Origin of the sequence: Sulfurimonas sp. HSL3-1, from assembly GCF_039645995.1 — a bacterium.
GTDB lineage: Bacteria > Campylobacterota > Campylobacteria > Campylobacterales > Sulfurimonadaceae > Thiomicrolovo > Thiomicrolovo diazotrophicus.
On the sequence record NZ_CP147920.1, the window covers coordinates 2,485,178 to 2,499,021 of the forward strand.

The 13,844-nt window shown below is 57.5% G+C and carries 14 protein-coding genes; 2 read left to right on the forward strand and 12 right to left on the reverse strand.

Annotated features, from left to right (window positions below; all coding sequences use genetic code 11):
• Positions 1 to 89 precede the first annotated feature (89 nt).
• Together WCY31_RS12715 and WCY31_RS12720 are read left to right on the forward strand one after the other, a co-directional pair.
• Positions 90 to 2,456, forward strand: coding sequence for a ribonucleoside-diphosphate reductase subunit alpha (locus WCY31_RS12715; RefSeq protein ID WP_345972692.1), 2,367 nt, complete (start codon positions 90 to 92; stop codon positions 2,454 to 2,456).
• Complete coding sequence (locus WCY31_RS12720; protein ID WP_345972693.1) at positions 2,453 to 2,827, forward strand: hypothetical protein; 375 nt, start codon at positions 2,453 to 2,455, stop codon at positions 2,825 to 2,827. Before WCY31_RS12715 ends, WCY31_RS12720 begins: the two co-directional genes overlap by 4 nt.
• Here the strand turns inward: WCY31_RS12720 and WCY31_RS12725 are convergent, their stop codons facing one another.
• The 12 genes from WCY31_RS12725 to ruvC all read right to left on the reverse strand — a co-directional run bounded on the left by WCY31_RS12725 (position 2,828) and on the right by ruvC (position 13,768).
• Complete coding sequence (locus WCY31_RS12725; protein ID WP_345970166.1) at positions 2,828 to 2,986, reverse strand: hypothetical protein; 159 nt, start codon at positions 2,984 to 2,986, stop codon at positions 2,828 to 2,830.
• A gap of 223 nt (positions 2,987 to 3,209) precedes the next feature.
• A complete protein-coding gene (locus tag WCY31_RS12730) occupies positions 3,210 to 3,662 on the reverse strand; it encodes a low molecular weight protein-tyrosine-phosphatase (RefSeq protein WP_345972694.1) in 453 nt (150 codons plus the stop codon).
• A gap of 2 nt (positions 3,663 to 3,664) precedes the next feature.
• On the reverse strand, positions 3,665 to 5,956 hold the full coding sequence (locus WCY31_RS12735; protein ID WP_345970168.1) for an AMP-binding protein: 2,292 nt from the start codon (positions 5,954 to 5,956) through the stop codon (positions 3,665 to 3,667).
• Positions 5,953 to 6,591: a protein-L-isoaspartate(D-aspartate) O-methyltransferase gene (locus tag WCY31_RS12740; protein WP_345970169.1), complete on the reverse strand. Its 639-nt coding sequence runs from the start codon at positions 6,589 to 6,591 to the stop codon at positions 5,953 to 5,955. Before WCY31_RS12740 ends, WCY31_RS12735 begins: the two co-directional genes overlap by 4 nt.
• The gene (locus WCY31_RS12745; protein WP_345972695.1) at positions 6,591 to 7,328 is read right to left on the reverse strand and encodes a carbon-nitrogen hydrolase family protein; all 738 of its coding nucleotides are present in this window, start codon (positions 7,326 to 7,328) and stop codon (positions 6,591 to 6,593) included. The genes WCY31_RS12740 and WCY31_RS12745 overlap by 1 nt, the downstream gene beginning before the upstream one ends.
• Positions 7,315 to 8,334: a ribonucleotide-diphosphate reductase subunit beta gene (locus tag WCY31_RS12750; RefSeq protein WP_345970171.1), complete on the reverse strand. Its 1,020-nt coding sequence runs from the start codon at positions 8,332 to 8,334 to the stop codon at positions 7,315 to 7,317. Before WCY31_RS12750 ends, WCY31_RS12745 begins: the two co-directional genes overlap by 14 nt.
• A gap of 142 nt (positions 8,335 to 8,476) precedes the next feature.
• A complete protein-coding gene (gene typA, locus WCY31_RS12755; RefSeq protein WP_345970173.1) occupies positions 8,477 to 10,285 on the reverse strand; it encodes a translational GTPase TypA in 1,809 nt (602 codons plus the stop codon).
• Between the two features lie 84 nt (positions 10,286 to 10,369).
• Complete coding sequence (locus WCY31_RS12760) at positions 10,370 to 11,461, reverse strand: dGTP triphosphohydrolase (protein ID WP_345972696.1); 1,092 nt, start codon at positions 11,459 to 11,461, stop codon at positions 10,370 to 10,372.
• The gene (locus WCY31_RS12765; protein ID WP_345970177.1) at positions 11,458 to 11,709 is read right to left on the reverse strand and encodes a hypothetical protein; all 252 of its coding nucleotides are present in this window, start codon (positions 11,707 to 11,709) and stop codon (positions 11,458 to 11,460) included. The genes WCY31_RS12760 and WCY31_RS12765 overlap by 4 nt, the downstream gene beginning before the upstream one ends.
• Positions 11,706 to 13,058, reverse strand: a complete 1,353-nt coding sequence (locus tag WCY31_RS12770) for an FAD-dependent thymidylate synthase (protein WP_345972697.1) — start codon at positions 13,056 to 13,058, stop codon at positions 11,706 to 11,708. Before WCY31_RS12770 ends, WCY31_RS12765 begins: the two co-directional genes overlap by 4 nt.
• A gap of 99 nt (positions 13,059 to 13,157) precedes the next feature.
• Positions 13,158 to 13,283 (reverse strand): hypothetical protein, encoded by a 126-nt coding sequence (locus WCY31_RS12775; RefSeq protein WP_255707353.1) that lies wholly within the window; start codon positions 13,281 to 13,283, stop codon positions 13,158 to 13,160.
• Entirely contained in the window at positions 13,280 to 13,768 is a 489-nt protein-coding gene (gene ruvC / locus WCY31_RS12780; RefSeq protein WP_231019525.1) for a crossover junction endodeoxyribonuclease RuvC, read from the reverse strand. Before ruvC ends, WCY31_RS12775 begins: the two co-directional genes overlap by 4 nt.
• Positions 13,769 to 13,844: the final 76 nt, after the last annotated feature.

The following is a 13,844-nucleotide window of genomic DNA, read 5'->3' on the forward strand; positions in this document are numbered from 1 at the left end:
ATAAGGAAAACAACTAAAACAGTGTAGGAAGAGCCTTCACCTCTTTTCTATTTTGCATTCATACTACGAACTTTCTGTAAAGGCAAATAATGGTCACGATCATCAAACGAAACGGACGCAGAGAACCGCTCGATATTACAAAAATCCAGAAGTATACTTCCGCAGCTGTCACCGGGCTCACCAACGTGAGCCAGAGCGAACTCGAAGTCGATGCGCAGATCCAGTTCCGTGACGGTACCACGTCCCGGGAGATTCAGGAGACCCTGATCAAAACCGCTGTCGACAAGATCGATATCGACGCACCAAACTGGACGTTTGTCGCCGCACGCCTGTTTCTGTTCGACCTTTACCACCGTGTGAACGGTTTTACCGGTTACTGCAAACTGGAAAAGTATTTTGAAAAAGGGGAAAAAGAGGGTCGCATCCTGTTAGGCCTGCGTAACAAGTACGACCTCGACGACCTCGATGCCTATATCGACCCCGACCGCGACCTGCAGTTCACCTACCTCGGTATCCGCACCCTCTACGACCGCTACCTGATCAAAGACCGCAGCGGCGACCCGATCGAGCTGCCGCAGCATATGTTCATGGCTGTCTCGATGTTCCTCGCACAGAACGAGGAGAACCCGCAGGAGTGGGCGAAAAAGTTCTATGACATGATCTCCAAGTTCGAAGTCATGATGGCGACGCCTACCCTCTCTAACGCGCGGACGACTCGCCACCAGCTCAGCTCCTGTTATATCGGTTCGACACCGGATAACATTGAAGGGATCTTCGACAGTTACAAAGAGATGGCCCTGCTCTCCAAATTCGGCGGCGGGATCGGCTGGGACTGGACCCAGGTCCGCTCTATGGGTTCGTATATCGACGGCCACAAGAATGCCGCCGGCGGTACCGTACCGTTTTTGAAGATCACCAACGACATCGCCATCGCCGTCGACCAGCTCGGCACCCGCAAAGGGGCCATTGCCGTCTACTTGGAACCATGGCACATGGATATTATCGATTTCCTCGATCTGAAGAAAAACTCCGGCGAGGAGCGCCGCCGCGCCCACGACCTCTTCCCCGCGCTCTGGATCAACGACCTCTTTATGAAGCGTGTCCAGGAGGACGGCATCTGGACGACCTTTGATCCCCTTGAATGCAAAGAGCTCTCCGAAGTCCACGGCGAAGCGTTTGAAAAGCGTTATCTTGAGCTCGAACAGGATGAGAGTGTCCTCAAAGAGCGCCACAAGGCAAAGGACCTCTGGAAACGGATCCTCACAAGTTACTTCGAAACCGGTAGCCCCTTCCTCTGCTTCAAGGACAACGCTAACAAAGCTAACCCGAACGATCACTACGGCATCATCCGCAGCTCGAACCTCTGTACGGAGATCTTCCAGAACACCCAGCCGAACCACTACCTGATCAAACTCAAGTTTGAAAACGGTGAGTGCCTCACCTACGAAGAGGAGGAGCTTGTCAAAGTCGACAGCGGGATCGAGAAACCGGCCAAGAAGGTCACCGCCCTCGACAGCATCGGCGGACAGCAGATCTATATTGTCGAAAAAGAGAAGGTCGACGGCGCGACGGCGGTGTGCAACCTTGCCTCCGTCAACCTCTCCCGCGTCAACACCAAAGAGGACATCGACCGCATCGTCCCGATCGCCGTACGCGCACTCGATAACGTTATCGACCTCAACTTCTACCCGCTGGAGAAGGTCAAACGCACTAACGCACGCAGCCGTTCCATCGGCCTGGGCGTTATGGGCGAAGCGCAAATGCTCGCCGAAGCGGGAGTGAGCTGGGGCAGCCAGGAGCACTTCGACAAGATCGACGAGGTGATGGAAGCTGTCAGCTATAACGCCATCAAGGCGTCATCAAACCTCTCTGTAGAAAAGGGAAGCTACCCTGAATTCGAGGGTTCCAAGTGGAGCCGCGGCATCCTGCCGATGGACCACGCCAACGCCGAAGTCCTCAACCTCGTCGACCGCGGCGGGCTCTTTGCCTCCGCCTACGACTGGGAGAGCCTGCGCGAAACGGTCAAAACACAGGGGATGCGCAACGGTTACCTGATGGCGATCGCTCCCACTTCCTCCATCTCCATCCTCACGGGTACGACGCAGACGATCGAGCCGGTCTACAAACGCAAATGGTACGAAGAGAACCTCTCCGGCCTCATCCCGGTCTGCGCCCCGAATCTGAGTCCGGATACCTGGTCCTTCTACACGCCGGCGTATGACCTCGACCAGACGATCCTCGTCAAAGCGGCCTCTATTCGCCAGAAGTGGATCGACCAGGGGCAGAGCCTCAACATCTTCATTACCCTCGACAAAGCCAGCGGGAAGTACCTCAACGAGATCTACATGCTCGCCTGGCGCCTGGGGATCAAATCGACCTACTACCTGCGTTCACAGTCGCCGGAAGCGACGAACGACGTCGAAGACCGCTCCATGGAATGCGTGGGCTGTCAGTGAAACCACTCTCGACAGCTTCAGCCGCCTCGCAACTGCTGGAGCGCATCGTGAACGGCGAAGGGGCGATGCTGCGCTCCCTCGCCTTGAACGGACCTACAACCGCCACCCTCACCCTCTCCGTTCAGGACAAACACCGCGGTTATGACTGGATCGATATCAGCTTTGAAATGAGCGGTATGAACGACGCCAAGCTCGTCGACGACAAACAGCTGGACTTTATCGATACGGATGAAGGTATCACGGTGGTGTTTGAAGATGGGCAGTGGGGATTGGCCGTGGGCCGTTATGCGGGTCTGGAAGCGCTCAAAAGCGCTCCCCTGTATGTTATCGGCGCCTCTTTGAAATACGCAGAGGCGCCCTTCAGCGGGTGATCAGGAGATCACCTTCTCATTATGACGGCGCCCTTCCCGGCTCCGTTTTACTTCGCAGCCCTTGAGTCTGCTGGTCATTTCCTTGGCCTCGCGCTCGGTGATCTCACGGGCTTTGAGTGCATCCTTGATGACGTTGGCGTTCAGATAGACATGCGTCATTTTCGTCTCTCCTCTCTTTGCAGTACGTGACATGTCAATGAGGGTTATCGAGTGTCCCTGTCAGGTTCACAACACGGCACATCTCCGGCGGTAAACAGCTTCATACCATTTGAGACGTCAAAACAGTGTCGAATTGTGGGAGCATTTTTTTCAGCCGAATCTTAATGGTATAACGGATAAGGTAATAAAAAGATAATGTGTAACAATTAGTTACTGTTCGGTTTCACTCTAATCCTGTTGCAAGACGGGTCATAAGGGTCGTGCAGCAGGTTTCGATCATCGTAAAGACTTTTTCGAACCCTTCGAAGCCGGGAAAGAAATAGGGGTCCGGCACGTCTTCGCCGCCGTAACCGAAATCGCCCAGTTTGTAGACGTTAGCCATCCCCATGCGTTTGAGATCGGCGACGTTCTTCGCATCCAGAGCGACGATAACGTCAAAAGCGTCCGCATCGCCCGGACACACCTGGCGAGCGCGGTACGCGGCGATGTCCAAGCCATGCGCTTTCGCCACCCGGACCGAGTGGTCGCAGGGGGGTTCGCCGATATGCCAGGAACCCGTGCCCGCGGAATCGATCCGCAGTGCCATGCCCTTTGCTTCCGCCTGCGAGCGCAGGATCGCCTCGGCCAGCGGAGAGCGGCAGATGTTGCCGAGACAGACAAACAGGATCGAACGCACCGTTAGCCGTTCGTATAGAGGTAACGTTTGATCTTTTTCGTCGGCGTTTTGACGAAGGGTTCGCGCTGCTCGATGACCCGCGCGATACGGGAAAACCTGGAGACGCTTTCGTTTGTCTCTGTTTTGATGCGCTCGAGCAGTTTTTCAATCTCAATGTGCTGCTCCGTCTCGGAGAGCTTCGTGATGTCCATGTGTTCGTCGAGCATTTCGTAATTGAGGTGAATCCGCGCCACGAGCTGCTTTTCAACCTCGTAGACAAGCGCATCCTCGACAAGCTCGTCCTCCATGATCTTCGCCTCGAGCTGCTCGGGATAGATATTTTCGCCGCTGGGACCGAGTATGACGTTTTTGGAACGTCCGCTGAGGAAAAGATAGCCCTCCGCATCGATATAGCCGAGGTCCTCTGTATTGAACCAGCCGTCTTCGTGCAGCACCTCTGCGCTCTTCTCCGGATCCTTGTAATAGCCGAGCATGACGTTCGGCCCCTTGGCCCAAACCGTCCCGACCCCCTTTTCGTCCGGGTCGGCGATGCGCAGCTCGACCGAGGAGATCGCCGGGCCGATCGCCCCTACTTTCGTCTTAAAAGGAGCGCCGGCCGCGAGCAGGGGCGCCGTCTCCGTCAGGCCGTAACCGATGGCATACGGGAAGCCCGCGTCATCCAGGAAGTGTTCCACCATCGGCGAAAGCGGTGCCCCGCCTATTCCGAAGATGCGCAGCTCGCCGCCGAAAGTCTGCAGGAGCTTTTTCCCGGCGATCTTATGCAGCGCCTTCCGGATGAACGGTACGGCATAGAGGGTCCGCATAAGCGCGTTCTTGTGAAAGTTCGACAGAATGCGGTTCTTGAAGATCTTCTCGATCACCAGCGGGACGGAGAGGATGACCGTCGGTTTGACCTTGGCCATCGCGTCAATGAGGATTTTCGGCGTCGGGACCTTGGAAAGGTAATAGACGCTGGCACCGTTGACAATGGGAAGCAGGAAGCCGACGGAACACTCATAGGTATGCGCCAGCGGAAGGATGGAGAGGAAACGGTCCTCCGCCACCACCTCGACCACGCATTGCGCAACGAGCGCCTCGAACGTCAGGGCGCGGTGCGTCAGCATCACCCCTTTACTGCTACCTGTCGTGCCGGAAGTATAGATAATCGCCGCCATATCGTCCTCAGAGGGCCTGTAAAGCACGTCAGCGTGTTTAGAGCCCTTTACCCCCTCCTTGACCTTCTGAAGGATCGTAGGACTCCGTTTGGCGAAGGTGGGATCATCACTGAGATCCTCGGTCAGCACCAGCAGAACCAGCGAGGAGAGTATCCCCTCGTCGAGCGCCTCGCGCTTCTTGGCCGATGCGAAGACCGCCTTGCTCTGCGAATGGGTGATAATGTGGCGCACTTCATTGTCATGGAAGTCGGGGAGGATCGGGACGATGACAGCCCCCATCGTCGTCACGGCGAAATAGACGACCCCCCAGTTTGGCATGTTTTCACTGCAAAGCGCGACGCGGTCTCCGATACCGATGCCTGCATCGGCCAGGCGCGTCTTCAGCGCGGCGACCGCTTCCCCGAATTCGGTGTAGCTCAGCGCCACGCTCTCATCGACGTTGCGCAGGACGGGCCGCTGGCCGTATTCCGAGACCGAACGCTCCAGCAGTGCGCCGAGCGTCAGTTCCGGCAGCGTGATCTTGAAACGCGGATCGCTGTTGTGGCGGAAACGCACGCGGATGACGTCCGCGAGTCCCTGGTGCCCCTTCCCTTCGTCCAGCTCGATACTGCACGCTTCAAGCTCCTCGCAGTCGAACCAGGGGCGTTTGAGCTTATCGAAGCTCTTGAGATCATACAGCAGTTCGGGCGCCTTCGGACCGCCGGAGTCGCGTTCGATCTGCGTCGTCGCGAAGAACTCGCCGGCGAACAGGCCGTCATCTTTGACAGCTGAGAGCGCCTTGACAAAGACCGCCGTGCGCAGCGGCTCCTCGAGGTGAAGGTACGAACAGAGCACCGCGTCGTAGCGCTCCTCCGGCTCCCAGTGTGCCAGATCCATGTGCGAGACCTCGACGCGCACCCCCCTGCTCTTTGCCATCTCCTGCAGCTTTTGCAGCCCGACTTCGGACGCATCTATGGCATGGGCTTCAAAGCCCTGCTCCGCCGCGTAACAGGCGTTTCTGCCCTCCCCTTCGCCGAGGAAAAGGATCCGCGCACCCTGAGGGAGTGCATCCATCACCTCTTTGAGGTAGCTGTTGGGCTGGGTACCGTACAGATACCCCTCCCGTGAAAATTTCTCATTCCATACTTTACCGATCTTCATTTCTGAACCCCGTCAAGCACCGGTACAAACGAACACACTTCAAGCTCCTCTTCAATAAGCTGATCGCCTATTTTAACATAGCGCACGATGACCTGGCCCCCATCACGCGTCATCGGAGCGACCAGCACGCCGCGGGGAGCCAACTGATCGATGATCGCCTGGGGAATGTGGTCTGCGGAAGCGGAAAAGAGAATGCGGTCAAAGGGGGCGTAGGCGCTCCAGCCCAGCTGACCGTCGTCTGTGCGGGTGTGGATGTTCGTGATCCCCTCCTCCCGGAAACGTTTTTTCGCCTCGCGCATCAGGGGCTCGATCCGTTCGATCGTAAAGACCCCCCGGAAAAGGTGCGACAGGACCGCCGCCTGGTACCCGCTGCCGCAGCCGATCTCCAAGACCCTGTCGGCATCGCTGCACTGCAGGTACTCGGTCATCTTCGCCACCGTCAGCGGTGAACTGATCCACTGTGCCGCCCCGATGGGCAGCGCATCGAGCTTGAAAGCGTGCTGTTTGAAGCCGTTGGGCACATAGACTTCGCGATTCGTCGACGCGATGGCGTCGAAAACGGTGTCGCTGATCTCGAAGCGCTCACGTATCGCCTCGGCCAGTTTTTTGTTTCGCATCGCTGCAATGGCATTCATTATCGTATTCCCGTATCAAGATAGCGGCGCATCTTTTTCACTTCGCCCGGCTCAAACGGCTGTACCAGCAGGGCGTCTGCGCCGTTTCGCACACATTCACCGAAGGGGGTGATGATGCCGCTCTGGCCCGTCGTATCGCTGTTGGCGGTGTCGCTTTGCAACACGTAGCACTCGTTGGCGACGGCCAGCGCCTGTCCGAGGATGTCGTAGTGTGCGGCACGCAGCCGGCCCCACTGCGCCGGAATGCAGATGATCTCCGCGCCGCGCAGCTGCTCCCAGAGCGCTGTAAAACGCAGCTCGAAGCAGACCAGGATGCCGATGCGGATACCCTCCACATCGAAAGGGACGATCGCTTCGGTGCCGCCGGCCGTAAACCACTGCTCCTCCTCCCCGATGCTAAAGAGCTTTGCCTTCGCCTGTTCGTGCAGCAGCGCGCCGTCGTGGTAGACCCGGGCGACGTTGAAGACCCCCTCCTCTTTCCGGACGATCATCGTCAGAATGAGCGTCCGTCCCCGGCTCGCCTTTTCCAGCTCCGGCCCGGCGATCGCAGCAAAGTCCGCTGCCGCGTCAAAGCTGTCGTAGTCGAAATTGGTCAGACAGACCTCCGGTGCCAGGACGATGGCGTTTTCGGGCGTTTCGGCGATCAGGGAGAGTAGAACGGCAAGGTTTTCATCGTAGGTGCGTCCCTGCGTCCCGAAAGTCAGGGAGCAGAGCGGACGCGTCTTAGAAGTCGTCAAAGCTGAGGCTGCCTTTGGAGTAGTTCGTAACGTTGCCTTCGAAGAAGTTCGTTTTCTGGTCGTTGAACTTGGAGAAGTCATCCACCCATTTGATGGGGTGCGAAACGTTGTAAAGCTTCTCGAACCCGACCTTGCTGAGGCGCTCGTCGGCGAGGTACTGGATATACTGCTCGACAATGCCGTCGGTGAGGCCGAGGATCTGCCCCTGGGTGATGTATTTGCCCCACGCCGTCTCCAACTCGACGGCCTGCTTGAACATCTCGTACACTTCAGCTTTAAGGTCCGCCGTAAAGAGGTCCGGACGTTCGCGCTGGAGGGTGTTGATCAGGTTCTGGAACAGCACCAGGTGCGTCACTTCGTCGCGCTGGATAAAGCGGATCATCTGCGCCGACCCCAGCATTTTGCCCGAACGCGCCAGAGTGTAGATGTAGGTGAATCCGCTGTAGAAGTAGATCCCCTCGAGGATCTGGTTCGCAAAACAGGCGAGCACGAAGTTGCGCTCTGTCGGCTCCTTCGCCAGACGCTGATAAATGGCGGCGATCGCATCATTTTTCGACTTGAGCATCATATCGCGGCGCCACAGTTCGTAGATCTCCGCGCTGTTTTTGGAGATAGAATCGACCATAACGGCGTAACTCTGCGAATGCAGCGCCTCTTCGAAGGACTGACGCACGAGGATCAGGTTCACTTCCGGGGCGGTGACGTAGGGGTTGACGTTGTCGATCAGATTGTTCGTCTGCAGGGAGTCCATGAAGATCAGCTGCGAAAGCGCCTTGTCGTAGGCCGTCTTCTCCGCATCGGTCAGATTCTTGTAATCGATGGCGTCACGCGTCATATCGACCTCTTTGGGGAACCATGTATTGTTGAGCATCATCTCCCAAAGGTTGTACGCCCACTGGTATTTGATATTATTGAGCTCGAAAATACCCGTGGGATTGCCCCCGAAAATACGGCGGTCATTGACGTGTTCGTGTGAATCCGGATTGTAGATCTGTTTGCGCTGCATGCTGCTGATTCCTCGTCGTTGTTAAGTAAACGATTATGGCGAAAGTGAGGTTTGAAATGCTTTAAAACGCAGGATATTTATCGGGAAAAAATCGGGGGTGCCCGGAAGCGTGACGCCCGGGCGGATCTGTTGGAAAAAACGGTTATTTTTTGCTGCGATCGTTACGCTTGCGCTCGTTTTCCGTCAGGTAGCGCTTGCGGATACGGACATTCTCCGGTGTGACCTCGAGCAGCTCGTCGTCCTCGATCCACTCCAACGCTTTTTCGAGGTTCATATCGCGCGGCGGTACCAGTTTGATCGCCTCATCGGCACCGGAAGAACGGACGTTGGACTGCGCCTTGCCCTTGATCGGGTTGACGGTGAGGTCGTTGGAACGGGCGTGCTCGCCGATGATCATCCCTTCGTAGACCTTGTCCTGCGGTTCAATGAACAGGACGCCGCGGTCTTGGAGGTTAAAGAGCGAGTAGGCCATTGCAACACCGCCCTCCATGGAGATCAGGGCACCGTACTGGCGGCTTTCAACCGTACCGGAGTACGGGCGGAACTCGAGGAAAGAGTGGTTCATGACCCCCTCCCCTTTCGTATCGGTGAGGAACATACCGCGAAAACCGATCAGACCGCGTGCAGGGATCTCGAACTCGATACGCGTATACCCTTCGCCCATCGGCACCATCGACTTCATCTCCGCCTTGCGTTTACCGAGGCGCTCGATGATCGTACCGGAGAAGTCGTCCGGGGTATCGATGACGAGGTGCTCGAACGGTTCGCACTTGACCCCTTCGATCTCTTTGACGATGACTTCCGGACGGCCGATACCGAACTCATACCCTTCGCGGCGCATGTTCTCCGCCAGGACGGTGATCTGCAGTTCGCCGCGGCCGGAAACCTTGAACTTCCCTTCGCCGATCGTCTCAAGGCGCATCGCGACGTTCGTGGTCATCTCCGCCTCGAGGCGGTCTTTGATCTTGTTGGACGTGACGTGTTTACCCTCGGTACCCGCCAGCGGCGAGTCGTTGACGGAGAAGACGACGGAGAGGGTCGGCTCTTCGATGTGCATCGGGTCCAGCGGCATCGGGTTCGCCGGGTCGACGACGGAGTCACCGACGTCGACGGTCTCGAAACCGGCAAAGGCGATAATGTCGCCCGCTTCCGCCTGATCGATCTCCATCCGGTTAAGGCCGTGGAAACCGATCAGCTTGCTCAGACGTCCTTTGACCATCTCGCCGTCGGCTTTGGCCAGCATGACGCTGTCGCCCTTCTTGATGGTGCCGTTGAAGATACGTGCGATCCCGATCTTGCCGACGTAGTTATCGTAGTCCAGGGTAAAGACCTGCGCCTGCGCCGGGTTGCCCGCGTCGCCTTCCGGCTCGGGGATCTCATTCACGATCGCTTCGAAGAGACACTCGAAGTTGCCGTCCTCGTCGCCCATGTCCATCTTCGCGATGCCGTCGCGCGCTGCGGCGTAAACGATCGGGAACTCCAGCTGCTCTTCACTGGCTTCCATCGCGACGAAGAGGTCGAATACCTCGTCGACGACGCGATCAGGCTCTGCCGCCGGCTTGTCGATCTTGTTGATGACGACGATGGGCTTCTTGCCCAGGGCGATCATCTTCTTGACGACGAATTTCGTCTGCGGCATGACACCTTCGTAGGCGTCGACGAGCAGCAGAACGCCGTCGACCATTTTCAGGACACGCTCAACCTCGCCGCCGAAGTCGGCGTGGCCCGGGGTGTCGATGATGTTGATCTTGTGCTCTTTGTAGCGGATCGCCGTGTTTTTGGAAAGGATGGTGATCCCGCGCTCTTTTTCGAGGGCATTGGAGTCCATCGCACGTTCATCGACATGCTCGTGGGACGTAAAAGTGCCCGACTGGCCCAAAAGCCCGTCGACCAGCGTCGTTTTACCGTGGTCGACGTGCGCGATGACGGCAATGTTTCTGATTTTTTGCAAGGGGGGTTCCTTCATGAGGCGACTGCGCCCATTAAAATTTTTCGCGATTATACCGAAAAAGGAGTTAGAAAGGGGTGTGGCCGTTCAGATACGGCCGTAGAGTTCGTTGTAAAGCTTCATCGCGAAACGGTCGCTCATCGAGGCAATATAGTCGGCAACGACCCTGTGGTGGGCCCGGGAGTCGGTCTGCGCGAAAAAATACTCCGGCATCATCTTCGGCTCCGCCGTCAACGCCGCGTAGAGCCCCCGGATCGCCTGTTTGCCTGCGAACATGTGGCGCAGGATTTTTTTGTGCTGGTAAAGATCGCGGTAGAGCAGCTTTTTAAGCTTCTTGATCTCCGTCTCCAGCGCCGGTTCAAACCCGATCGGCAGCGGTTCGGAAGAGGGGAGGCGTTCCGGTGCCGCTGCCGCGACCCGCGGCTGCGAATACGCGAGCATCGAATAGACGAGATGATTGATGAAGTGGGAGCTGAAGCGGTAGCGGAACATCTCGTCGTCACGCTCGTCGATCCCCTCGTCATAGACCTTCTGCAGGATTTCGGCGATCAGAGGATTCCCGCGGAGGGTGTCAAAAGAGATCAGCCCCGAGTGGGCCCCGTCGTCGATGTCATGGCTCATATAGGCGATCTCATCGGCCCGGTCGACGATCATTGCCTCGACGGAGGGGTGCATCGTGAGATCAAACGCCGTGTCGATCCATTTAGGCAGAAAAGCTTTCTTGTAGGGGTAGGAGTGCTTGAGAATCCCTTCGAGGGTCGCGAAGGTGAGGTTGAGGCCGTCGAAGGTCCTGTAGCGCTTCTCCAGCGCCGTCACGACCCGGAAGCTCTGGAAATTGTGCTCGAACCCGTTCGCATGGCCGTCTTGCTTGAGGCACTCGTCAAGGGTATCGCCGCCGACATGGCCGAAGGGGGTATGGCCCAGGTCGTGGGCGAGGGCGATCGCTTCGGCGAGCGGTTCGCGCAGGCTGAGCTCCGCCGCGATCGAACGGGCGATCTGGCTCACTTCGAGCGAATGGGTAAGGCGGGTACGGAAAAAATCCCCCTCCTGGTTCAGGAAAACCTGGGTCTTGTACTCCAGCTTCCGGAAACTGCCCGAATGGATAATGCGGTCACGGTCACGGGCATAGGGAGCACGGAAGTCGTCCTGAATGCCGTGAAATCGCGCGTCGGGTCTCATTCGCTAATCTTGTAACCCTTCTCTTCGAGGCACTTGATGCATTCAGGCTCGACGTCTCTCGGGAAAGCCGCCTTGGCTGCCGCTTCATCCTCGGCCGGACCGTAGAAACGGCACTCCTGCATATCCTGATGAATCTGCTCCTGCGAGTACCCCTCCGGACACATCATTCCGCCGACGCGAATACTCTTGGTCGAACAGCCCGCCAGGCCGATCAGCAGCGCCAGCGCCGCAATGGCAATACGCATCATATCTCCCTCTTGTAATCTTCAAATTCCAGTTTCCAGACCTTGATCCCACAGAAGTGGTCCCCTTCCGGGCAGGTCGGCCGTATTTTCATCGCGAAACGTGTCGCGCAGGGCGGCAGCAGCTCCTCGGCTCCCGGCACGCCCATGGCGCGCAGCTGTTTCACCTGGCCGTAGACGATATCGAATATCTCCTCCTGGGCATTGTAGCAGAGCCGCATCTGCGCCTTGTGATGGAAGGAGGTGAATTCGTCCCGCTCCACCAGTTCGATCTCGTGGGCGTTACTGAGCGCGTAGGCCGCCTCGCCGAACCCGAGCAGCTCCCGCTGCGCTTCGAAAAAGTCGTAGCTCCGCGCGATCGCCCGCTCGTAAATGGCGAGCGCTTCGGGATTTTTCGCGATGATCGGCGGGGTATAGGCGTTCCGGGCGTAGATCGATTCCAGAGCAGGGCGCACGGCCGGGGAGCGGCGGTGGCGCTGGTTCTGCGCATCGGCCGAGAGCGAGAGGCGGGTATAGGTGGAAAACCCGCCGAGCACGCCGCTGTCGGGCAGCATCTGCGAGAAGCGCAAGACGTCCGCATAGTTCTCGTTGACGTCGAAGGCCGCGTCGCCGACGATGTCGTACACCTTGACGGCTTCATTCGTTACGCCGATTTTCGCTTTGTGCGCCGCCATATCGAAGTCCGGGAAGACCGGGGCGGCTTCCCTGGCATGTTCCACCAGCGGCGCCAGCGACGCATCCATCTTCACGAGCGCCTCCGCGATGATCGCGGCGAACTCCTCCGCCTCGGCGCGGCACTCGGGCATCGCTTTGGCCACGGCGATGTAGCGCAGAAGGGTGATGATGTTGACGGTATGGTAAAGGTAGGCGCTCATTCCCCCGGGCAGGACGTACCGGGCCATCTCCTGCGCCTTTTTGCGGCTGTCTTTCCTTCTGAACTTCGGCACGACCGCCTCGACGTCCGGCAGCAGCACTTCGATGAGCTGTTCGTAATCGTCAAAACAGTGCTGGTAGTACGCTTCCCAATCGCTGCGTTCTCCCGCCGCGGGATAGACGAAGTTCTCGATCTTCATCTTCGCGTAACGCTGGGAGACCTGTTCGGAATTGTAGTAGGGGTGCGCGTGCAGCAGCCGCCAGATCAGGTGACGGCTCATCCCCGAAATAAGCATCGTGACATGCGTATGCATCAGCGTCGTGTGATGCCCGCCCTTGAAGATCCCCTGGAGCAGGTCATCTTTTCTGCTCCAGGAGGCGCTGGCGTCGGGGGTGACGATGCCGTTGGGGAAATAACAGGTCCGCGCGGCGGAAACCGCTACGTTCGAGGGGGTATCGACTTCGAGGAATTCAACCTGCATCCTGACGCTCCGCAAATGACAAATTGGGGTATTGTACCATCGGTACTTGAAAGCAACGGCGGCGGCGAAAAAATGCCGCTTCCCTTTCAGCTCGGCCGCTTATCTGCCGCGTTCCCCGAAAAAACTGACGGCAACGTAGATAATGCCGAAAATCACCGGCGCGACGATCAGCCAGGTCATGGGATCCTCGTACAAAACGGCATAATCCTTGATCCACTCCATCATCTTGTCTCCTTTTTCGCGAGTCTGACCCGCTGGGCATGGGTAATGGCCACCGCGATGGCATCCGTGATGTCGAGCGGTTTGATCTCCCGGGTGATGCCCAGCAGCCGTTTCACCATGAAAGCGACCTGCTCCTTGGCCGCTTTGGCTTTGCCCGTCAGCGCTTTTTTCACCTGTAGGGGAGTATATTCGTCAAACTGTCCGAACTCCTGTAACAATTTTAACGTAATCGCACCGCGGAACTGTGCCAATTTTATCACCGTCTTCGGATTGTGCGCATAAAAGATATCTTCCATCGCCACTTCGTCGATCTGGTGCGCCCTGAAAAGCTGCTCGAGCGCCTCCACCATCTGGGGAATCTGCAGCTGCAGCGCTTCGGGTTTCATTTTGATCAGGCCCGCCTCGATCAGCCGCATCTTTGCGCCGTCGAGTTCGAGCAATGCGTATCCGCAGTTGCGCGTCCCAGGGTCGATTCCGAGAATTACCACCTATTTTTCCCCCTGTGAAAAAAGTTATTCACCTGTGAATCCTTTTTGTAAAGCCCCATGTTTACGCTGCTTGAAA

What these genes read in the sequence shown, in the direction of transcription:
- WCY31_RS12760 (WP_345972696.1), bottom strand. Translation starts at nt 11,461, where the DNA reads ATGAGACCCGACGCGCGATTTCACGGCATTCAGGACGACTTCCGTGCT.
- WCY31_RS12770 (WP_345972697.1), bottom strand. Translation starts at nt 13,058, where the DNA reads ATGCAGGTTGAATTCCTCGAAGTCGATACCCCCTCGAACGTAGCGGTT.
- WCY31_RS12765 (WP_345970177.1), bottom strand. Translation starts at nt 11,709, where the DNA reads ATGATGCGTATTGCCATTGCGGCGCTGGCGCTGCTGATCGGCCTGGCG.
- WCY31_RS12715 (WP_345972692.1), top strand. Translation starts at nt 90, where the DNA reads ATGGTCACGATCATCAAACGAAACGGACGCAGAGAACCGCTCGATATT.
- WCY31_RS12725 (WP_345970166.1), bottom strand. Translation starts at nt 2,986, where the DNA reads ATGACGCATGTCTATCTGAACGCCAACGTCATCAAGGATGCACTCAAA.
- WCY31_RS12775 (WP_255707353.1), bottom strand. Translation starts at nt 13,283, where the DNA reads ATGATGGAGTGGATCAAGGATTATGCCGTTTTGTACGAGGATCCCATG.
- WCY31_RS12735 (WP_345970168.1), bottom strand. Translation starts at nt 5,956, where the DNA reads ATGAAGATCGGTAAAGTATGGAATGAGAAATTTTCACGGGAGGGGTAT.
- WCY31_RS12750 (WP_345970171.1), bottom strand. Translation starts at nt 8,334, where the DNA reads ATGCAGCGCAAACAGATCTACAATCCGGATTCACACGAACACGTCAAT.
- WCY31_RS12740 (WP_345970169.1), bottom strand. Translation starts at nt 6,591, where the DNA reads ATGAATGCCATTGCAGCGATGCGAAACAAAAAACTGGCCGAGGCGATA.